This is a genomic window from Pseudarthrobacter sp. J1738, assembly GCF_050490315.1.
In the GTDB taxonomy this organism is placed as follows: Bacteria; Actinomycetota; Actinomycetes; order Actinomycetales; family Micrococcaceae; genus JBNPEO01.
This window is the reverse complement of the sequence record NZ_JBNPEO010000003.1, coordinates 1-21,081: the sequence shown is the minus strand read 5'-3', so window position 1 is coordinate 21,081 and position 21,081 is coordinate 1. Positions and strand designations below refer to the sequence as shown.

The following is a 21,081-nucleotide window of genomic DNA, read 5'->3' as shown; positions in this document are numbered from 1 at the left end:
CCATACCTAAACCGTCGACGCGTACCTCCCCGGCCTTCCGGGTGCCACAGCCTCCAGGGAACCGGGTGACCGAGCGTCAGTAAACAGTTCTGACTCGCTGAACCAGACGCTAGCGGCGGCGAATCCGCCGTCGTTCATTACTTCCAAGGCCCTTGGTCATGGGGCGTGCCAGGCTGTCACCGAGCACAACTCCCGCTGCAACGCCGAGCACTATGGCGCCTGCGTTGACCATACCGCCAGTGCCGGAAAGGATGTTCGATTCCGCGATCGTCAAAACATACATGGAACGGAATATCTTTAATCCGGGCAGCAAAATCAAGGCGGCAGGGACGGCAACCACCAGCTGTGGGGCACCCATCCGCAAGGCAAAAACGCGAGCCAAAATGCCGATCACCACGGCGGAAACGGCCGGTGAAAGCCGGTCCCCAATGCCGATCAACAGGGCACCCTCCAGGACCAAGTAACCCACCACACCCACAGCTGCGGTAGGCAATAAAAGCTTCCACGAGGTCTGCTCGGTGATACCAATTGCCACAACGGCGATGGCTACAAAACCCACTAAAACCCAGAACGGGTAGGCAGGTGGGAAGGTTGCCGTCACGTCAATCTCAGCCATACCGGTCATATCGCCCAGAACAAATGCCACAGCGATTCCAGCCACCAACGCACCAAAGGTAAGCATCGTGGACAAAAACCGTCCGGCAGCTGTCACCGGGAAGCCGTTAATCGCATCTTGCACCGAAGAGACCAGCCGACCAGTGGGCAAAAGCAGCAAGATACCGCCCACCACCACAATGGATGGTGGAATACCCAGGCCTAGACGCCACAACAGCAGCGCAATAAAGGTCACCAAAAATGAGCATGCGGAAGTAATAAAAAAGTCCGGAACACGCCATTTGGCCAGTTGCCGGGCCAAAAGGCTCACCGCGAGGTTGGAGACAAAGGCGATGGCCGATGCACCAATCCCACCACCGAGCACACCAACAATGACCGCCGCGAACACACCGAAGGCCATGGTGACCATCCAGCGCGGGAACGGTTTGGTGCTGCGCGTGATGGTGTCGAGTCGCTTGACCGCCTCGGCCCGGCCCACACCCCCGGCAATAATGTCAGTGACCAGCTGGTGAACTTCTGCCAAGCCGGCGTAGTTGTTGGTCCATGAGCGCACCACACGCAAAAGTGAGATAGGCGTTTGGTCCTTTGGCGCATGGTTGATGGCCACCGATTGGTTGGTGATGTCCACTTCGATGTTCTTCAGCCCCAACGCCGCTGTGACAGCAATGATGGAAGTCTCCACTTCCAAAGCACCAGCACCGTAACGGAACATGGTCTCAGCTAGGTGCAGCGCAAAGTCGATGGTTTTGCGGGCCGAGGCATCAATACCGCTGACCTGAATAGTCGGGTTCGCATAGGGGCTGCCGGCGAGGCGGTCCACAATGCTCAAAGGTGCCGTGGGTGGGTGCTCGCCTTGGACTAGACGGCGCAACATACGGCGGGCAGAGGCATTGGCTCGAATTTGCGACGGCGTTAGGGGCTCGGTCTTGGGCAGACCGTCAGTTTGCGGGTTCTGTTCACTACCCGTTGAATCAATCGCCATTAAGCCCTCCTCGCCACTAGTCCGATGCCAAGTGTTTTACCCTAGCCGCGGTTCCTTTGCAGAAGCTAGGTGGCAGCTTTAGTAGAACTGCTTGCCGGTGCGGCGTGTGTACAGCTGACGGGCCACTCGTTCGGCTCCCGCTGTCCACGCCTTGTATTTGATGGGGCTCAGGACTTGGTCATAGCAGCCCACAAAATCCGTGACGGTTTTAGAGAAGCTGGTCTTGAACAGCCCCAAACCATGGAAGGGGTTGGAGGTGTCCTTGAGCTGGTCGCTGGGCGGGGTTCCACAGAAGTCATACTCTGTGCAGCCAAGCTCTTTGAGCTGGTTGATGGCCGTCCATTGGACCAGGTGGGAGTCGCCGTACTGGCTGCGTTTCTGGAGCGAGCCACCGTCCTTGTAGGTTCCCTTGCGGCCATAGTTGATCACAAAGGCACCTACCGAAGGCACACCGTTTTCAAAAACGAACAGCAAGCGGCCCTGATCGCGTTTGATGAAGTTGGTCCAAAACTGTTTGTAATACCCGTATTCGCGAACCCGCACCTGCGACTTAGCCTCCACCGTATTGGTCATCAGCGCATACATGGAGCGGAAGTTTGCGTCGGTGGGTTCCATGTTGCGCACTTCTACGCCCTCACGGATTGCGCGGCGCACGGCGTTGCGGCCCCGGCTGTGCAAGTTGCGCAGAAGCTGATTATCTTCAGGCGTGATATCCAACAGGGCTGTGGAATCGTTGGGCTGCAGATTGTGCGTTTTGATCAAACCGGCACCCTCAAGGACTGCCTGAGCCTCTGGGGATTTAATGATGTCCGGCTCAATTTTGATGGCAAAAACGCCTAGCCGTGCGCGGCGAACAAACGCTGCATTGGCTTTGAGGATCGCGGGGATGTCCTCCACGTGAGCCACGTCCGGGCCTTTGATCATGTACCACAGCTTGCCGATGACCGGGAAGGACTTCTCCAGCACTAGGTTGTAGCTGGTGTATTTTGCGCCTTCGTAGACCATGTAGAGCGGCTTCCAACCGAAGTGCTGTTTAACCTCGGCGAACGCTTCAGACTGCAGCAAGTTGCCGCCATTGGGGTTGGCAATAACGTGGGAGTCCCAGTTCTTGATTTCCTCAGCGGAAGCAAAACGGGCGGTAATTTCGCGCAAGGGTGCAGTGTCCGTTCGTAGCAGCGGCAGGTGAATACAGCTGCCAGTCTATCTGGCGAGTCTCAGCACTCCACGACGTTCACGGCCAAGCCGCCCATCGCAGTTTCCTTGTACTTGGAGCTCATGTCCTTGCCGGTCTCACGCATAGTGATGATCACTTCATCCAAGGAGACCCTGTGTGAGCCGTCCCCCCAGAGTGCCATTTTGGCGGCATTGATAGCTTTCGCTGCAGCAATGGCGTTGCGTTCGATGCACGGAACTTGGACCAGCCCGCCGATGGGATCACACGTGAGGCCAAGGTTGTGTTCCATGGCAATTTCGGCAGCGTTTTCTACTTGCGCCGGAGTACCGCCCATAACCTCGGCGAGCCCTGCAGCAGCCATGGACGAGGCTGAACCCACCTCACCCTGGCAACCAACCTCGGCGCCAGAAATGGACGCCTGTTCCTTGTAAAGCACCCCGATAGCACCAGCCGTGAGCAGGAACTTGATCACCACGTCGTCGCGGTCTGCTTGAGTGGCGTTTTCCATACCGGGGGCAAAGTGCAAGGCGTAGTACAAGACGGCAGGGATGATGCCAGCGGCGCCGTTGGTAGGGGCAGTCACCACTCGTCCGCCCGAGGCGTTTTCCTCGTTGACAGCCAGCGCCACCAAGTTAACCCACTCTTGCCAATACTTGGGATCCCGGTCCTTGTCCTCCTTGAGTAGGCGGATGTGCCAGTCCGGAGCACGACGACGAACTTTCAGTCCGCCGGGTAGCAAGCCTTCGCGTTTGATGCTCTTTTCAACACAGGCTTCCATCACCGAATAGATGTGCAGGAGCCCCTCACGAATTTCTTCATCCGTGCGGGACGCGCGTTCGTTGATGTACATAATGTCCGAGATGCCCAGTCCCTTGGACGAACAACGGCCCAAGAGTTCTGCTGCGGTGCGGAACGGCAGTGGCAGTTCTTTTTTGGACTCCGCCAGCTCTTTGAGGGCCGCATCTTCTTCGCCTTCGCGAACAATAAAACCGCCACCCACCGAGAAAAAGGTGGCCTCGTGAAGTACTTCGCCCGCAGCATCAGTGACCGCGAACTTCATCCCGTTAGTGTGGCGTGCCAGCACTGTGAGCGGGTGCAGGATCATGTCCGGCACACTGTAGGCGAGGGTTTGTGAGCCGCCTAGCTGCAGTTCCCCGCTGGATTCAATCGCAGCCAGACGTTCCTCCACCTCTTCGGGGAGGATCAAGTCCGGATAAAAGCCCTCAAGGCCCAGCAGCACGGCGGTCATGGTCCCGTGGCCTTTGCCCGTGGCAGCGAGCGAGCCATATAAGTCCACGCGCAGCGAAGCCACGTTTTCTAGGACGCCTTTGTCTTTGAGCTCGCTTGCGAACACCGCGGCGGCCCGCATGGGACCAACGGTGTGAGAACTGGACGGACCAATTCCGATCGAAAACAGATCGAAGACGCCAACGGCCATGTGATTTCCTTACTAAATATTTGATCGAGTTGGCACTTCGCGCGGGTGTTTCGAGGAAACATGCGCGCGAAGTGCCAACTCGGGGGCTGCTAGAGCCCTGGGTACAGCGGGTGCGCGGCGGCGAGTATCTCCACACGGTGACGGAGCCCCGAAAGGTCCGTTCCGGCGTCGGCCATTAGCGCCTCAGCAATGATGTCAGCAACTTCCACAAAAGCCGCTTCGCCGAAGCCGCGGGTCGCCAACGCAGGCGTTCCGATACGCAAACCGGAGGTGACCATCGGCGGGCGCGGATCGAAAGGTACAGCGTTGCGGTTGACCGTGATGTCGATTTCCGCGAGACGATCCTCGGCCTGCTGACCGTCCAAGTCACAATTTCGCAGATCAACCAGCACCAAGTGAACATCCGTGCCACCGGAGATCACCGAGATGCCCTTGGACGCAACATCGTCCTGGATGAGACGATCGGCCAAAATACGGGCGCCCAGAAGCACTCGTTCTTGGCGTTCCTTGAACTCGGGCAATGCAGCAATCTTGAACGCCACAGCTTTACCGGCAATCACGTGCTCCAAGGGGCCACCCTGCTGGCCGGGGAACACTGCAGAGTTGATCTTCTTAGCTATGTCAGCGTCATTGGAAAGGATGATTCCACCACGCGGACCCGCAAGGGTTTTGTGTGTTGTGGAAGTGGTGACGTGGGCGTGCGGCACCGGGCTCGGGTGCAGGCCAGCTGCAACCAATCCAGCGAAGTGCGCCATGTCCACCATCAAATAAGCGCCAACAGCATCAGCAATCCGGCGGAACTCGGCAAAGTCCAGCTGACGGGCGTATGCAGACCAACCGGCAACGATTAGCGCCGGTTTGTGCTCGAGAGCAAGACGCTCCACCTCGGCCATGTCCACCGTGTGAGTATCTTCGCGAACGCCGTAAGGAACTACGTTGTAGAGGCGTCCGGAGAAGTTGATGCGCATCCCGTGCGTGAGGTGACCGCCGTGAGCCAAGTTCAGGCCCATGATGGTGTCCCCCGGCTTGATGAGCGCGTGCATCACCGAGGCGTTGGCCTGAGCGCCAGAGTGTGGCTGCACGTTGGCGTACTCGGCGCCGAACAGCGCCTTCACACGGTCAATGGCGAGCTGCTCAACAACGTCAACGTGCTCGCAGCCACCGTAGTAGCGCTTGCCCGGGTAACCCTCTGCGTACTTGTTGGTCAGCACAGAACCCTGCGCCTGCATCACAGCAACAGCCGTGTGGTTCTCCGAGGCGATCATTTCCAATCCACCGCGCTGGCGAGCCAATTCATCGTTGATCTTGACCGAAATTTCCGGATCCAGATCGCTCAGTTGCGCGTCGAGCGACGGCGCTACAACCTGCTCAAAGGTGGTCACAGTTCGCCACCGTTTTTGGAGGCGTACTCCTGTGCGGAAAGCAAAGGACCATCCTCGGTGGCTGCAACCTTGAACAGCCAGCCAGCGCCATAGGGGTCATTGTTGATCAATGCAGGGTCATCAATCACTGCAGAGTTGATCTCCGTGACTTCGCCGGTGACGGGGGCGTACAGATCAGAGACGGACTTGGTGGATTCCACCTCGCCGCAGGTTTCCCCGGCAGTAACGGAAGAACCAATTTCCGGCAGATCCACGTACACAATGTCACCCAAGGCGTCTGTGGCGATCGCAGAAATGCCGATGCTCACTACGTTGTCAGCCTCGCGGGCCACCCATTCGTGTTCGTCGGAGTACTGGAGTTCCGGTGCAACTTTTGCCATAACAGTTCGGTCCTTTTCTATTTCTGACGCTTGTAGAACGGCAAAGCCACAACCTCAAAAGGCTCGGACTTTCCACGCAAATCGATGTCTAATGCTGTGCCAACTTCGGCGTACTCGGCATCCACGTATGCCAAGGCTACGGGGTAGCCCAAGGTGGGGCTCGGCTGGCCAGAAGTCACTTCACCTACTGTGACACCATCCTTGGTCACCGGGTAGTGCCCACGTCCGGCACGGCGACCCAAGCCCTTCAGACCCACCAGAACCTGAGCGGAACCGGCTTCCTTCGCCGCTTCCAACGCAGCCCGTCCCACAAAGTCGCCTTCTTTGGACTTCAGCGCAACTACCGGACCCAGCCCGGCGTCAAAGGGAGTGCGCTGGAGCGAGAGCTCATTGCCGTAAAGCGGCATTCCGGCTTCCAGGCGCAATGAGTCGCGGGATGCGAGGCCTGCCGGGATGAGACCGTGGTCCGCCCCGGTAGCCAAGAGTGCCTGCCACAAGGCTGCAGCGTCCTGGTTGGCAACATAGATTTCAAAGCCGTCCTCACCGGTGTAACCCGTGCGAGCTACCAGCAAGTTCTGCGAGCCACCGTTGAACAAAATGCCCACCTCAACGGCGGCGTAGTACTTCAGCTCGGTAATCAGTGAGTGTTGAGCTGCCGGGATCAGGCTCAGCAAAATGGCTTCAGCATTGGGTCCCTGAACCGCTATCAGCGAGGTTTCTGCCGAGGCATCCCGAACCTGCACGTCAAAATTTGCTGCACGCTCGGCGAGCGCTTCCGCCACTACTTTGGCGTTGCCAGCGTTGGGCACCACGAGGTAGTTGTCATCAGCGCGGCGGTAAGAGATCAGGTCATCAATGATGCCGCCGTCCTCGGCGCAAATCAGCGAGTACTTAGCCTTGCCCACGGCGACGGCGGAGAGCTTACCCACGAGCGCATAGTCAAGGAATGCGCCTGCATCCGGGCCGCTGACCCACACTTCGCCCATGTGGGAGAGGTCAAAGAGGCCAGCTGCTTTGCGTACTGCGTGGTGCTCGGCCAGTTCGGAGCCGTACTTCAGTGGCATTTGCCAGCCACCGAAGTCGGTGAAGGAGGCTCCGGCTTTTTCGTGTTCGGAGTACAGGGCTGTGTGATTCTCAGTCATGTTGGGGATCCTTAGTCTTCGAAGTCGGAGAGAGGCGGGCAAGAGCAGACCAGGTTGCGGTCACCGGCGGCGCCGTCGATGCGGCCAACCGGCGGGAAGTACTTGTCCTGTTTAAGCGAGTGAACCGGGAAGGCAGCCTGTTCGCGCGGGTAGCTGCGGTTCCAATCGGAGGACACCACTGCTGCGGCCGTGTGCGGTGCGTTGCGCAGCGGGCTGTCCTCGAGGGTGAACTCGTTGTGCAGCACTTGGTCAATCTCGCCCTTGATGGAGATCATGGCGGTGATAAACCGGTCAATCTCGCCGAGGTCTTCGGATTCTGTGGGCTCCACCATCAGAGTTCCGGCTACCGGGAACGCGAGGGTCGGTGCGTGGAAACCGTAGTCGATGAGCCGCTTGGCCACGTCCTCGGCTGTGACGCCCGTTTTGGCGGTGAGTTCGCGCAGGTCAAGGATGCACTCGTGAGCTACGAGTCCGCCTTCACCCGTGTAAAGGACCGGGAAGTGCTCGTTCAAGCGTGCGGCAATGTAGTTAGCTGCGAGCAGTGCTGACTTGGTGGCTTCGGTCAAACCGGCACCGCCCATTAGCTTCACGTAAGCCCAGGAAATCGGCAGCACTCCGGCAGAGCCGTAGCGTGAAGCGGAGATCGGCGTACCGGATTCACCGTTGGCTGCATCCGCTGCGTTACCCGGCATAAAGGGAGCCAAGTGGGCCTTTGCGGCAACCGGGCCAACGCCGGGTCCACCACCACCGTGTGGGATGCAGAACGTCTTGTGCAGGTTCAGGTGGGAGACGTCGCCGCCAAACTTGCCAGGCTGGGCCAAACCGACCAGCGCGTTGAGGTTAGCGCCGTCGATGTACACCTGACCACCAGCGGCGTGGACGGCGTCGCACACTTCGCGCACATCGGCGTCGTACACACCGTGAGTGGACGGGTAGGTGATCATAATCGCCGCAAGGACGTCCTTGTTGGCCTCAATTTTTGCTTTCAAATCAGCGTGATCGATGGTGCCGTCGGCGGCGGTAGCCACCACCACAACCTTCATTCCGGCGAGCACCGCGGAGGCAGCGTTGGTGCCGTGCGCGGAGGCTGGGATGAGGCAAATGTTGCGCTGTTCGTCGCCACGGGAGCGGTGGTATCCACGGATGGCCAGCAGGCCGGCGAGCTCGCCCTGTGAGCCAGCGTTCGGCTGGATGGAGACCTGATCGTAGCCAGTGATTTCAGCGAGGTCAGCTTCAAGCCCGTCGATCAGTTCACGCCATCCCTCGGTCTGGGATTCCGGGGCGAAGGGGTGGATCGAAGCGAACTCGGGCCAGCTGATTGCTTCCATCTCGGCCGTGGCATTGAGCTTCATGGTGCACGAACCCAGCGGGATCATGGTGCGGTCCAGTGCCAAGTCACGGTCGGAGAGCTTGCGAATGTAGCGAAGGAGCTGGGTTTCGGAGCGGTGCGTGTTGAAGACCGGGTGCTGAAGATAGTCAGAGACACGTTCGACGCCGGAAGCTAGGGAAAATTCTTCGCTCATCTTGTGAGCGTCAACCGTTGCGCCAAACACTTCAGCGACTGCTGCAACAATTTGCTCAGTGGTGGTCTCGTCAACCGAGATGCCCACTGTGTCAGCGTCAATGGGGCGCAGGTTCAGGCCTTTGGCTTCGGCGTCCGCAATGATCTGGGCGCCCTTGCCGGGAACCTTCACCGTGAGGGTGTCAAAGAAGCTTGTGTGAGCCAGTTCCAGACCAGCAGCCCGCAGCGCGGTGGCGAGGCTCCGTGCATGGTTGTGGGTGGTCTCGGCGATCGCTTTGAGCCCGTCCGGGCCGTGATACACAGCGTAGAAGGAGGACACAATAGCCAGCAGCGCTTGCGCGGTGCAGATGTTGGACGTGGCCTTTTCACGGCGAATGTGCTGCTCGCGGGTCTGGAGCGCCAAGCGGTAGGCGGGGGTTCCGGCGTTGTCCTTGGAAACGCCCACCAGGCGGCCCGGCATGGAACGCTCAAGTCCCTTTTGAACCGCCATGTAGGCGGCGTGCGGGCCACCAAAGAACAAAGGAACACCCAAGCGCTGAGCGGAACCCACTGCAACGTCTGCGCCCTGCTCACCGGGAGGGGTGATCAATGTGAGGGAAAGCAGATCGGCGGCAACAGTGACCATAGCGCCACGTTCTTTGGCAGCGGCGATCACCGGGGCGTGGTCAAACACGTGGCCGGAAACGCCGGGCTGCTGAAGAACGATGCCGTTGATGGCGCCCTCGGGCAGTCGGGTGGAAAGGTCAGCGACCTCCACCTCGAAACCCAAGGCTTCGGCACGGCCCTGAACAATGGCGATGGTCTGCGGCAGCAGATCAGCGTCCAGAACGGTTTTGCCGTCCTTGGCGTCCTTATTTTTGTTGGCCCGGCGCATCAAGAGCACTGCCTCGGCCACGGCGGTGGCTTCATCCAGCAGGGAGGCGTTAGCGATCGGCAGGCCCACCAAGTCTTGGACCATGCTCTGGAAGTTCAGGAGTGCTTCGAGGCGGCCCTGAGAAATCTCGGGCTGGTACGGAGTGTAAGCCGTGTACCAGGCGGGGGCTTCGAGGATGTTGCGGCGGATCACGGCGGGCGTGACGGTGTTGTAGTAGCCCTGGCCAATCAGCTGAACGGCGGTTTTGTTCTTGCTGGCAAGCTTGCGCAGACCTTCCAAAACTTCAACTTCACTCAGGGCGTCTTGCAAGGTCAGAGCCACTTCTTGGCGGATGTCCTTGGGCACTGCAGTGTCCACAAGCGAGTCGACACTGCTGTGGCCAACAGCCTTGAGCATGGTGTTGATGTCAGCTTCGCGCCGGGCACCAATATGGCGGTCTACGAAGGTGGTGGAGGTGGAACTAACCGTCACGAAGGAACTCCAATACTTGGGCGGCGCAGGATACGCCACAGCGATGGTGGTTCCTCCCCGCTCTGTATTGGACCTGAGAGATTCCGCGGGGTCTTAGACCTATCGCTTGCACCGTCGGTGAGCCACGGCTGACGCCTGACTACTTTCCAGAGTTGCCTTGCCGCGGCGGTACATGGGCCTGAGAGATTCCTGGGGAGGTATTGCTCCTACGGCGCCTGCATGTACCTACTTGCAGGACTCTCCCGCCGCAGATCACTGGCATATTCAGTTGGGTGACCGTAGTCACAGCTTCCATTGTCCTACACCACAGGTCCCACAGCAAACCGCGGAAGCTCTAGTTTTGCCCCTCGTCTTGAAGGAATTCCCGCAGACTCCGCGGACGATGTCCGGTGATGTCAAAAACGTCTGTGGTGGTGCCGGACAGTTCGCCATTCGCAATGGCAGTGTAGGTGCTCACCCACGCGTCAAGTTGCCACGGCGGTGCGCTGTAGGAAGCGCGAGACTCGTACGCTTCGTCCACCGTTTCGTTGTGATAACGCACCTGCTGGCCTGTTTCGGCACTAAGAATTTCAGCCACCTCACCGAGCGTGAGCTCCTCGGGCCCGGTGAGACTGTAAGTGCGGTTGCGGTGCTGGCTTGGGTTTTGAAGTACGACGGCGGCTACTTCCGCTACGTCCGCACGCGTCACTGCCGCTACGGTTCCGCTGCCCGCTGGGCCGCGGATCACGCCGTCTTCTCCGGCAAGGGCTGCGAAGAAGTCGATGTAGAAGTTATCCCGTAAAAAGGTATACGCCATACCCGAGTTCCGGATGTGCTCCTCGGTGGCATAGTGGTCTCTGCCTAGTGTGAAGGTGGCATCAGGTGCCGCACCAAAAAATGAGGTGTACACCATGTGTTCCACCCCTGCAGCCGCGGCGGCGTCCACCACGTTGAAGTGTTGTTGGAGCCGGTCCTCAGCCTCGGCAGCGGAAACAAAGAACAACGTTTTGGCCCCGGCCAGCGCCTCTTGAGTGAAAGTGGTGTCCGAATAATTCACCAGGACGGCTTCTGCCCCAGGAAGTTGACGTGCCCGCGAGTGGTCCCGGACCAGTAACCGTTGCGCAACGCCTGCGTCAGCCAAAATACGTGCAACAGCCCCACCCAATTGACCAGTGGAACCAGTGATTGCAAGTGCCGGTAGAGAGCTCATACGCCGATGCTACTCCCACTTTCAGGGAGGTAAGCGCAGCGATTTCTGCGCCTCAGAACAGCGGCACCCGGCTGGGAGTCCACGGGGATTCCTGGCCGAGTGCCGCCGTCGTAATTTTGCTGTTTTTACTTGTGATCCGGGTTTTACTTGTGATCCGGGGTGGTGACTGAGGTGTTGGTCTTCATGTTTTCCGCGCCGATCATCCACGCGTACTGCTCAAGCTTGGCGATCACGGCGTGCAGCAAGTCAGCCGAGGTGGGGTCCTCTTCATCAACCTGGTCGTGGACCTTGCGGACCGTGCCCACAGTAGCCTCGAGGGCGGCAACAACCCGGTCCACGGCGTCCTTGGTGTTGATGAGGCCGTCCGGGAACGGTTCGATCGAAGTGGTTTTAGCTACGGAGGCGCTGCGACCGTCCGGAACTGCATGAAGGGCACGCATACGCTCAGCAATTTCATCGGTGAAAGTTCGGGCATCGGCGATCACTTCGTCTAGCTGCAGGTGAAGGTCGCGGAAGTTGGCGCCCACGATGTTCCAGTGTGCTTGCTTGCCTTGGAGGTGAAGCTCAATCAAGTCAGCCAGAACGGCCTGAAGGTTGTTGGTCAGTGTCGGTGAAGCTTTCATAATGACTCCTCTTAGTCCGATTACTGCATGGTCCGATGATTACGTTCCAATACTTCGAGGCTAACGGAAATGAGGGTGCTTGGCTCTAGGCGTTCGCCGCCTGCTTAACCCGTTTAAGCGGCCCACCCGCTTAAACGCCGAGTGGGTAGATAATGTCCCTTAGGCACTGGCCTAAGGGACATTATCTACCCACTCGGCAGAAAAAATTTGGGCCCCCTGTCGGATTCGAACCGACGACCCCCGCTTTAGAAAAACAGGACCATTAACCCTTGTCAATACCCCATTTTGGCCATTGTTCTAGGTTGCGAACCGGAACAATAGAAGGTACTAAATAGTCGCCAGTTTCCGTTCATTCTGGAGGGTTTATGGAGAGTCGGTTGTAACTTCATGCTCTCGTGCCGCTGAACAACAGTCGGATCAAATTTCCCCAGTGCGGGCCTCTGGCGGCGGTGTAGACACATAAATCCCAATGGAAAAGGCATGCGGCTCCATCATCATCGACAGCCAGACCTGACATACGACTGATACTGAGATAGCGCTCCGGCACTCTGATGCCGTGGGCATTACGCGGTACTTGTAGAATCCCGTCAACCGGCCGGGACACGAAAAGCGGCGCTCAGCATGATACCTGGATAACCTGCACCCTCCAGCTCATACTCTCGTAGGGAAGATTGGGCGTTTGACCACTGCCCTAGAACCGGATCCCCCAGCATGCTGCAGAAAGAACTCCGGTCGATCAGCATTAACCTCGAGGCTTTTTTTCCGTGTTGGTGCCGCGAAGAGCGACAGAACTCAGCTGCCCTTGGCTCGAGGATTTCGGGGACGTGAACTTGCCCGTGACTGCGCTGCGACTGCCCGCAGACGTCAATCGATACACGCCCTTCCGCAGTTCCTGAACTGTAGTCTTTTCTGTTGACTTCATCGAGAACCCTCCTATCGTTAATACTCTATCGCTAATCCTCGACACTTTAGAAGAGGCTTGGTCGGAATCGGTGTCTACTATAGAAGACTGAGCATGTCAGACCAGTCTTCAGCGATGGTGCTCAGCCCATCGATCCAGCTGTCAAGCACCGAAGCCTCTGGCGTTTCAGTGAGGGCGGCCGTTATGGCTGCGTACGTGAAGGCTGGCCCCCCGTTGCGCTCCACAGTGATAGGCAGCGCTATAACGTGTTTCCATCTCCGAATATCGTCCGAAAGTCCGTTTAGATCCTCAGCGATCACTTCATTGCTCCCCAAACACTGACCGACAATCCAAGGACTGTCGTGTCCCGTCGGAACCTGTCGCAAGGAATCAGGATTCTTGTAGATGCGGTCTGGTGCAGACCAGCGCACCGCGGATCCTTCACCGTCCGACAACCATAGGACGAGGTTCGCAGGCACCCCCACGGTGGTCATTAAGTGACGCAAGTGGCCCTCAAGCACAGCCGAGTGGTCCTGTTGAAGAGTTGCAAAATTATCAAGGCAATGACGCCACAAAACTTGCGAACGTGAACGAGGCGAGAGATAGCCGGGGTTTCCCAGGTGCGGCAACTCCTTAAGGGCCTGCGCTGCATCTGCATGGTCTTGCGTGATGATGGGCTGGACTCCGATGGCAGTCCATTGCTGCTCCAGAGCGCCCTGAACCTTGGAGAATTGCTCCTTGTTCAAGCCTAGGCCTTGTCGGGCAAGAAAAACGACCACCCGATCTTTGGTAGCTGCACTCAGGCCATGGAGCCACGATCTTATGTCGGCATCACGGTAGGAGGTTCCGGCAAGTATCAGCGGGCCTCGTTGGAGCGCATTATCCAAGGCCGTAGCCTGCCACGGGTGCGGCTCTACGACGAGTTTGTTAAATTCTGACAAGGTCAAGACTATGTCTGTTGCTTGTCTAGAGTCAGGGTCGATCGCCCCGTGAAGATGATGTACCTCGTATTGGGCTGGCTTAGCTCTTGGCATCCCGGCTGTGCGGGTGAAGAGCGAAATGGACTTTCCTACTTCCTCAGCGACTTCGCTGAGCGCTGCCTCAATAAGCAGATCAAAGTTCAGAGTGAAGATTTCGACATCACCCGGATTGCGAGCAATGGCTAGGTTTGCCGCCGCCAAATGGAGCGCCCCAGGTTCCGGAGCTACTATACCTCCACCATAGAGTGCCTCAACTAGGATCTGTTCCCAGTCCACTGACGCGGATTTGGCAGCCTCCGCGGCCAGTGCCGGATCTTGGGCAGCCAAGAATGCGATAGCGGTATTCTCGTCCGCGATAGCACCGCTGAGCATCAGCAGCCTACAAGACAAGGTGTTCCAATCTGGCAGGCCGGCGCCAGCCGATGCGCCCGCGCCAAGCAGAATCGCAAAATGGTCATCTGTGTCGATCCTCTTGAGGACGTCGACTACCGTTTCGTCAATTTCAGCTCCACTCACTGGATCAGTATCGCAGAAGACCAGGCCGAACTCTGACCACCCTTTTTATCTAGTTAGGAACGCTTCAGCCAGTAGAGCGACTGTCGAGACTGTACGAAGCAACTCCCCGCTGGACCATGCTTCGGCACGACTTATCATGCACAAAGTATCCTCAAATATGCATGTATTGAAGTATTTAGTCATGCTAGGCTACTGTGTATTGGATTTAACTTCTTTATATGTAGGTGAGTGAGAACGTGGAGAATTTCGCAACGGTACTAGCGATCTGCCGAACGGCGATGCGGTCCCCAAACCCGACCCTGATCCGCAATATTGGCAAGCTATGCGATGCCTTGGCCAAGCAAGGGCATGGCGACCAAGCGGAGTCGCTCTCGCTCGTTCTGGCTACCAAGAAGGCAACGGATTCACTTGCGCCCACACGGGTTGTCCTTGCGGCAGCCTCTGTCGAGCGTATGACGCGATCTGTTCAAGCTCCCGTTGACAAGGAATCCGGAGCCCCACTGGCCTCCGTAGTCTTTCCGGGAGAAGGAGAAAAGGGTCTGGAGCCAATTCTGGATGCACCCCTCAGCAAGGCGATCGAAGCTCTAGTCGCCGAGTGGCAAAGTGCAGCAATGCTGATAAAGGCCGGAATTCGCCCTCCGTTGAATCTGTTGTTATACGGGGCACCTGGCACAGGTAAAACGGCACTGGCTAAAGTCATCGCGGAGCAGATGGAGCTCCCGCTTGTAACTGCCCGCCTGGATGGACTAATCTCATCTTTCCTTGGAACAACGGCCAGAAATATTGCGAATCTCTTCGAGTTCGCCAACCGTTACGACTGCATCCTGCTTCTGGATGAGTTCGACGCAGTCGCAAAGGTACGAGACGATCCTCACGAGCTGGGTGAGATCAAGCGGGTTGTCAACACGCTTCTCCAGTGCTTGGATGACAGGCGTGAGCGGGGGTTTACGATCGCAATCACCAATCACGAGCATCTTCTTGACGCGGCCATCTGGAGGCGCTTTGACTCTCGTGTCGAGATTCCGAGGCCAGGAGCGCAGTCAAGGGTTCGTATGGTGGCCCGGTTTCTGAGCGGCGTACCGGTTGAAGAAGTTGATATCGATTTTTTGGCGTGGCTCACCGACGGTAGAAGCGGTGCGGAGATAGAAACTCTTTGTAATTCGATCAAACGATATCTCGTGATGAACGGTACCGGTCGCAAGTCTCTTTTGGACGCGTTGCGCGTCAACGCGTTGCTCAGCGCAGATCATTCGGATTCTCCTCGGCAGGCGATTTTTGCGGATGATTCCGAAAAGCTGGCCCGGCGGTTGAGCAGTGACGAGGAGATACGTTTCACCCAAGAATCCCTGGCTCGACTGTTTAATACAACGCAGTCGACAATAAGTCGTTGGACGAGAAAGTAGGCAAGCACCGTGGCCAATAACCCGATTCAGATAGTGCTCAACAGCGGGTCGTTCGTGGACGACATCCAGACGACCGCAGGAGGCTCCAATACGGACTTCTTTGCCGAACGTGATCTTGATTTCGATGTCCACAAGTCTGACCTTATTGGCCAATTTAGCGCTGCTAAAGCATCGCTAGCTTCGTCTGGGCATACCACCGGATTTGCGCGAGTTGCTCTCCGAACCAGAGCTTTGGCGAAGTCGCATAGGCCCACGCAGTCGCTGCTGAAACCGGAGGTAGCGCCTATCTGTGGTGTTTCGGATTTCGGTGAACTCCTAGTGGAATTCACGGCCGGTGCGATGGACAATGTAATCCGGAATATAGCAACCGCTGAGCCTGAAACTAGATTGCGGGCCGACAAACATGGGAAGGTAAAGCCAAGCCCTAGCCGCCTCCGGAGCGAAGTCGGGGCGATCTCAAAGATTATTCCGTACGGCGCAAGTGATAGAAGGCAGTTCTCTCTAGACGAAGCGATTGCCTGGTTAAGCAATCCCCGCTCTGGGCACTACTTTTTAATCCAGATGTTTGTTCCCGTGGAGGAACTGGACTGGCGCGGATCCGGTAGGCGGCTCAAGGAATTTGGTAACTTCCAGAAGCGACTTCAAGCGATTGATCACTCGCTCGTCCCATCTCAAGTCACCGACTGGTGGAGTGAACGAGGTTTTCTCCGGCTCGGCATGGGCGAGGCCTCACAATCTACAACCGAGGATTTCCGGAGAGTTCTGAGCGTCCTAGAGGATGAGCCATTTGTCCGCAAGATTTGGCTCCCACCTATTATTGAGCCGACCCAGAGCGCCGTTACCCAAGCACGAACAGGGGAACGCCATGTCTTTGGAGAGCCCCTTAGCGGTGCAAGCTATCCCGTGGTGGGGGTAATCGATACTGGGATAGCTCCGATCGAGGCACTGAATCCTTGGATAATTGGCCAAACTGCTGCAGGGGACCCCGCCGCACAAGACACAAGCCACGGCACGTTCATAGGGGCATTGATTTCCGATGCCCAAACCTTGAATGAACACGCAGAAGCTGCGGAGAGTCCATGCAAAATATATGATCTTGGCCTTCATATTACCGACGACCACGGGTACGCGGAGGCTTATCCGAACGGTTTTATGGACTTCTTAGAACAGCTGGACTTTGAAATAGAATCGGCCGTTGAAGCTGGGGCCCGCGTTTTCAACATGTCCCTTGCCGTCCATGAACTGGTGCGCGACGACGTGTACAGCCCCTTTGCCGCGCGTCTTGACGCTATCGCCGACAAACATGACATTATATTTGTGCTGCCGACAGGGAACCTGCCAGAGCTCCAGTTCCGCCCAGACTGGCCAGACCAAGCCGATGATGCCCTAGCCATGCTGGCGAACTACAGGCATTCCGGCTTAGATCGCCTGCACCAGCCAGCTGACAGCTTCAGGTCCGTTGTCGTCGCTGCCCTTGATCCTAGAACTTCCTCGAACGCCCATCTGAAGCCCAGCGTCTACTCACGACGAGGTCCAGGCTTAGCTTTGGGCAGTAAGCCTGACCTTTGTCACCTCGGTGGTTCTGCAGATCCCGGCAATCTCCTTAACTCGCTTAGCACCAAGGGTGAGATTGTAGGGGGCTGCGGCACAAGTTATGCGGCTCCATTGGTTGCGAAAACTCTTGGACAGATAGACCACAAGATTGCTGGCACAGTTAAGAGAGAGACACTGACAGCCCTAGCCATCCACGGCGCCTCAGCGCCCGCACACATGGCGCATAAGAAGCTGACCCATGTCTCCAAAGACTTTGTCGGCTTCGGCCTACCCCAAGTATCCGAAAACACTCTTCTAACTGACGACCACTCCATTACTCTCGTTTTTGAGGCGCAACTTAAGAACAAGAAGGCCCTATCGTTTGACTTTCAGTGGCCCCAAGCGTTGGTGCGCCGGGATGGGAAATGCGCTGGCGAAGCCACACTCACATTGGTCTACAGACCCCCACTAGATCTGAGTTACGGAAGTGAGACTGTTCGAGTAAACCTTGAGGCGTATCTGCGGCAGGAGAAAGTCGACCCTAAAACGGGAGAACTGTCCTACGGAGGGTTCTTCACCTCCAGGGCGACTTCTGGCCTTGAGCGAGAAAGAGTCAAGGAGGGACAAAAGTGGGGCGCCGTCAAGAAGTGGTCAAGGAAGACTCAGAAGGCCGGGGTTGGAACTTCCTCACAGTTCCGACTGGTCGTTGAGCCATTGTCAAGGAGTGGGTTCGCGTTGCCGGCCGAAGGCATTCCATTTGCGGCCATCCTGACAATCACAGACCCCTGGGGCGAGGCTCCTATTTTCAATCAGATGCGTCGCTCCTTACAGGCGAGAGATGTCGCCATAGCCGATATCAGAACCGCTGTACAGATTCGTCCTCGTGCCGGATTCTGACTTCCTCCGTGTCGAAAATTTCGACTCAGCTGAGGGAAAATTGCCCAGCCTTTACTTTTGATTAGTGGAATTAGACGACGCTAATGGAGAGAAAATTTCCCTCCGACACGCCGAAGCCTCAACTGGCCCTAGGCTTCACACCCATGGCCTTGAAGTACATCGCCGCCGTACTGGCTTTGAGACCCCTCAGGCCAAGAACTCTAAAATGACTTCCCATACAACTCGACGAGCATGGCGTGGTCTTTTCTCGCTGCCAGCAGTTTTTGCTCTGTCATACCCAGAATCCTTGCGGCTTGGGTTGCATCGAGGCGGCTTAACTCGGGAGGTCGGGACCGCCGGGCATTACTCAGTCTCTCGCTGTCCGTGGCGGGAGCATCAAAGAATTTCCCGTCCTTCAGTAGGATTTTGACTGTACCAGCGGACACACCAATGGTGGCAGCTATGTCCCGACGTATGGATCCCTGACTCTGAAGGCGACATGCTTCCCTGCATCGTTCGAGTCGTTCACGTCGCGCTTCAGCATTGCGATCAATGATCAAGACTCCCGAGTCTTTCAGAGTTCGGGAGACTGTCCCGTGAGAACTCCCCAAGCTGCTGGCAATCGACCCAATGCTGGATCCCTCGGCGTACATGGCCAACACTTGTTCCGCAAAGTTTGAGTCGCCTTCCGCCATCAGAGTCTCGTGCAGGTTTCTTTCATTGGTGGATAAGCCTTCGACATGTTGGCGGTACCGCTTACTGGCAATCCCCGGGGAGCAACCCAGCTTACCTGCGATTGCAACAAAGGACATCCGATCAGCAGCACGCAGTCGGAAGGCTACAGCGCGCTGCTGTTTGAGCAGTAGCTCCTCGGATTCTCGCTTCTCTGCTTGTCGCTGGTCGAAGATCCGAAGCAAATGCCAGACCAACTGGATCGGCAAGTCCTCGCCAGGGTCCTGAGATCCCCAGTTCAATGATGGCGCAAGATTTGCAAGGCCTTGCAAGCGAGCAATCGTCGCAGACGAATGCCTCGTTGGGAAAATTCCTAAAAGTGCATCGCTTTCGCCTGAACTTAGGGCTCCGGTGATAGCTGAGCACTCCTCATGAAACTCTGGTCCATACGGCTTTGCCCATCGCAACCACGGCAGAAAAGCCGTCGCTACACACCCTTCGGCGTCAACGATGAGGCCCGGAGCGACCACTGCCTTGCCGGAACGGTTGAAAGCTCGAACGATGTCCTGCCAGAGCGAGGCATAGTCACTGCCAATGTATCCGATACGTTTTCGGTCGACGTGCAGCGCAACAGCCCACTTGTCGTAGGGGTTGCCTGGCTCAGGAACCAGCTCCACATCGACAACCTGCCGATCATGCAACCCTTTGAAAGCTGCTTTGTGGAAGTAAGCTCCTCGCACGTAGTGAGAGTCAAACGATTCGGTCTTCCTCGGATCATCGATTCTGTGAACTCCTGGCGGACGTACGTATTCGCCTTTTGGTGGATTGTAGATTGCCACGAAGCTGTCTCCTGTAGTACTGCACTTTCAACCAAGGTCAACGATCGATCCTACATCCGGCTCATTAACGATGCGTGCGCCAACTGCGGCCCCTCTCATGCATGTCAGTTGCCGGCCCGCCTATTCCACTCCTGCTCACCAAAGCGCCCCACAAGCGGGTCAACGAATCGTGGGGCGTTTTGGGTTTGTGGACGGTGGGCTACGACTTGGCCCAGTACGGGCAGCGGTCCGTAGAATGTTCTCCATGTCGGCATCCCATGGCAGTTCCTTGCCTGTGTTGGAGGCCCTTCCGAAGTTCCGGTCATGCCACTTGTCGCCATTACTTCCCCTGCAGGAAGCCTGAACGGCTGACCGGCTGACCGGCCACTAGTACCCGTTACCCTTCCCAAACATTCCAACATGCAGAGCACTAGTTCGAAAGCGACGAATATGACCACATCTTCTACGCACCCTCCTGGGCACAGCTAATGGCCAGCACCTTCTAAGTCCTAAAATCCAGGTTCCATGCACCAGCGGGTCCATTGACCAGCCCAATCCTCTTTGTCGTGTTCAACGACGCCCGTCTCACCGACACTCGTTTCTCACTTGGCAATGCAATAGCTTGCCATAAACCCACAAAAGCGATGATTAGATCACCTTGGACATACCCGAGTGAACTCTTTGGAATGCTCAGGGGTCTCTTGCCGCTACTTCTTGAGGAGATTAGCGCTTGTGCACTGCTCCTTTCCGGCCGAGGTACGGTCGCACCGCGGCAGAGCCGACTCAACGGATCTGCGGCAGTTCTCGCGGTGAATATCGGTTCGTGCCAGCATCACGGTCCGCTAATCGCCAATCCGGAACACCCTTCTGCCTCATCCAGGACAAATCTAACCGACGAGATACAGGGTATTTAGGTCGTAATTCTCGGCGATGCTCAACCGGAAATATCCGTACCGCAAGAGGGAGTCTATCCCTCATCCATTTGCATCCGTGCCGCTTCTGACGCCAGAAGGTACGTCATAAACGTCAGCTATTGAGCACCCACGCAGCGCAATGACAACAAACGAGAATTTGCCGACGGTCACTTCGCCACCGACGCCGCGGGAATTGCCGACCTTCCCTGATCTAGGCAAGGCCCGTCATAAGCCGAAAAGATCCGGACAAAGGCGCCGAACCGCTCCAGCCAAAGGGGAAAACGGCTCTTCAGAATTGAGAGTGTAGTTTCGGTCTGAATCCGCCTGATTCCAGCAGTGATCTGGCGACGTAGTTGGTGAGGTTGCGGAAGCCGAGGGCAGAGCCTCGGAGGTGTTCCAATCTTCCATTAATCGCTTCAGTGGGACCGTTTGAGGTCCCTGGCCGGTCGAAGTAGGCCAGCACATCATCGGCTCGTCGTTTCAGGGTCCGGCCGAGTGTTTTGAGTTCAGTGAGCGCAGTCGGCACGCCAGTGCTGACGGAGTCAACCACGGCCTGCATGAGCATCTTGCCTTGGGCACTGTCTTTCTCCCGGTAGGCAGCAATCATGCATTGATAGATGCCCCACGTGGCCTCCACCTCAACATGCGCATCAGCGGCAAACAAGTCTTCCAGGCG

Annotated in this window: 14 protein-coding genes and 2 riboswitches; of the genes, 2 read left to right on the top strand and 12 right to left on the bottom strand. The window is 57.2% G+C overall.

Going from position 1 to position 21,081, the window contains the following annotated elements; translation table 11 throughout:
• Nucleotides 1-109: 109 nt before the first annotated feature.
• The 10 genes from ACQR35_RS05995 to ACQR35_RS05950 all read right to left on the bottom strand — a co-directional run bounded on the left by ACQR35_RS05995 (nucleotide 110) and on the right by ACQR35_RS05950 (nucleotide 14,189).
• A complete protein-coding gene (locus tag ACQR35_RS05995) occupies nucleotides 110-1,597 on the bottom strand; it encodes a threonine/serine ThrE exporter family protein (RefSeq protein ID WP_430266744.1) in 1,488 nt (495 codons plus the stop codon).
• Between the two features lie 78 nt (nucleotides 1,598-1,675).
• Nucleotides 1,676-2,749 (bottom strand): lipid II:glycine glycyltransferase FemX, encoded by a 1,074-nt coding sequence (locus ACQR35_RS05990; RefSeq protein ID WP_430266743.1) that lies wholly within the window; start codon nucleotides 2,747-2,749, stop codon nucleotides 1,676-1,678.
• A gap of 62 nt (nucleotides 2,750-2,811) precedes the next feature.
• On the bottom strand, nucleotides 2,812-4,209 hold the full coding sequence (locus tag ACQR35_RS05985) for an L-serine ammonia-lyase (RefSeq protein WP_430266742.1): 1,398 nt from the start codon (nucleotides 4,207-4,209) through the stop codon (nucleotides 2,812-2,814).
• Between the two features lie 89 nt (nucleotides 4,210-4,298).
• Nucleotides 4,299-5,591 (bottom strand): serine hydroxymethyltransferase, encoded by a 1,293-nt coding sequence (gene glyA / locus ACQR35_RS05980; protein WP_430269504.1) that lies wholly within the window; start codon nucleotides 5,589-5,591, stop codon nucleotides 4,299-4,301.
• Complete coding sequence (gene gcvH, locus ACQR35_RS05975) at nucleotides 5,588-5,971, bottom strand: glycine cleavage system protein GcvH (protein WP_430266740.1); 384 nt, start codon at nucleotides 5,969-5,971, stop codon at nucleotides 5,588-5,590. The genes glyA and gcvH overlap by 4 nt, the downstream gene beginning before the upstream one ends.
• A 17-nt stretch (nucleotides 5,972-5,988) precedes the next feature.
• On the bottom strand, nucleotides 5,989-7,113 hold the full coding sequence (gcvT, locus tag ACQR35_RS05970; RefSeq protein WP_430266739.1) for a glycine cleavage system aminomethyltransferase GcvT: 1,125 nt from the start codon (nucleotides 7,111-7,113) through the stop codon (nucleotides 5,989-5,991).
• Nucleotides 7,114-7,124: 11 nt separating this feature from the next.
• Nucleotides 7,125-9,980 (bottom strand): aminomethyl-transferring glycine dehydrogenase, encoded by a 2,856-nt coding sequence (gcvP, locus tag ACQR35_RS05965; RefSeq protein WP_430269503.1) that lies wholly within the window; start codon nucleotides 9,978-9,980, stop codon nucleotides 7,125-7,127.
• Between the two features lie 52 nt (nucleotides 9,981-10,032).
• Nucleotides 10,033-10,135, bottom strand: a riboswitch (glycine riboswitch).
• 1 nt (nucleotide 10,136) lies between these two features.
• Nucleotides 10,137-10,235, bottom strand: a riboswitch (glycine riboswitch).
• Nucleotides 10,236-10,314: 79 nt separating this feature from the next.
• On the bottom strand, nucleotides 10,315-11,169 hold the full coding sequence (locus ACQR35_RS05960; RefSeq protein WP_430269502.1) for an SDR family oxidoreductase: 855 nt from the start codon (nucleotides 11,167-11,169) through the stop codon (nucleotides 10,315-10,317).
• Between the two features lie 143 nt (nucleotides 11,170-11,312).
• A complete protein-coding gene (locus tag ACQR35_RS05955; RefSeq protein WP_430266736.1) occupies nucleotides 11,313-11,792 on the bottom strand; it encodes a Dps family protein in 480 nt (159 codons plus the stop codon).
• A 999-nt stretch (nucleotides 11,793-12,791) separates the two neighbouring features.
• Complete coding sequence (locus ACQR35_RS05950) at nucleotides 12,792-14,189, bottom strand: SIR2 family protein (protein WP_430269501.1); 1,398 nt, start codon at nucleotides 14,187-14,189, stop codon at nucleotides 12,792-12,794.
• Nucleotides 14,190-14,425: 236 nt separating this feature from the next.
• On the opposite strand from ACQR35_RS05950, the gene ACQR35_RS05945 reads away from it, so the two are divergent.
• Together ACQR35_RS05945 and ACQR35_RS05940 are read left to right on the top strand one after the other, a co-directional pair.
• On the top strand, nucleotides 14,426-15,592 hold the full coding sequence (locus tag ACQR35_RS05945; RefSeq protein WP_430269500.1) for an AAA family ATPase: 1,167 nt from the start codon (nucleotides 14,426-14,428) through the stop codon (nucleotides 15,590-15,592).
• A gap of 9 nt (nucleotides 15,593-15,601) precedes the next feature.
• A complete protein-coding gene (locus tag ACQR35_RS05940) occupies nucleotides 15,602-18,022 on the top strand; it encodes a S8 family peptidase (protein ID WP_430269499.1) in 2,421 nt (806 codons plus the stop codon).
• Between the two features lie 200 nt (nucleotides 18,023-18,222).
• Here the strand turns inward: ACQR35_RS05940 and ACQR35_RS05935 are convergent, their stop codons facing one another.
• Entirely contained in the window at nucleotides 18,223-19,512 is a 1,290-nt protein-coding gene (locus ACQR35_RS05935; RefSeq protein ID WP_430269498.1) for a helix-turn-helix domain-containing protein, read from the bottom strand.
• Between the two features lie 1,182 nt (nucleotides 19,513-20,694).
• The coding region (locus ACQR35_RS05930) for a transposase (RefSeq protein WP_430269497.1) at nucleotides 20,695-21,081 on the bottom strand (387 nt) is incomplete at its 5' end.

Bases quoted from the DNA above. Each gene is read 5' to 3' on its own strand.
- gcvH (WP_430266740.1), bottom strand. From the start codon at position 5,971: ATGGCAAAAGTTGCACCGGAACTCCAGTACTCCGACGAACACGAATGG.
- gcvT (WP_430266739.1), bottom strand. From the start codon at position 7,113: ATGACTGAGAATCACACAGCCCTGTACTCCGAACACGAAAAAGCCGGA.
- ACQR35_RS05955 (WP_430266736.1), bottom strand. From the start codon at position 11,792: ATGAAAGCTTCACCGACACTGACCAACAACCTTCAGGCCGTTCTGGCT.
- ACQR35_RS05995 (WP_430266744.1), bottom strand. From the start codon at position 1,597: ATGGCGATTGATTCAACGGGTAGTGAACAGAACCCGCAAACTGACGGT.
- ACQR35_RS05960 (WP_430269502.1), bottom strand. From the start codon at position 11,169: ATGAGCTCTCTACCGGCACTTGCAATCACTGGTTCCACTGGTCAATTG.
- ACQR35_RS05985 (WP_430266742.1), bottom strand. From the start codon at position 4,209: ATGGCCGTTGGCGTCTTCGATCTGTTTTCGATCGGAATTGGTCCGTCC.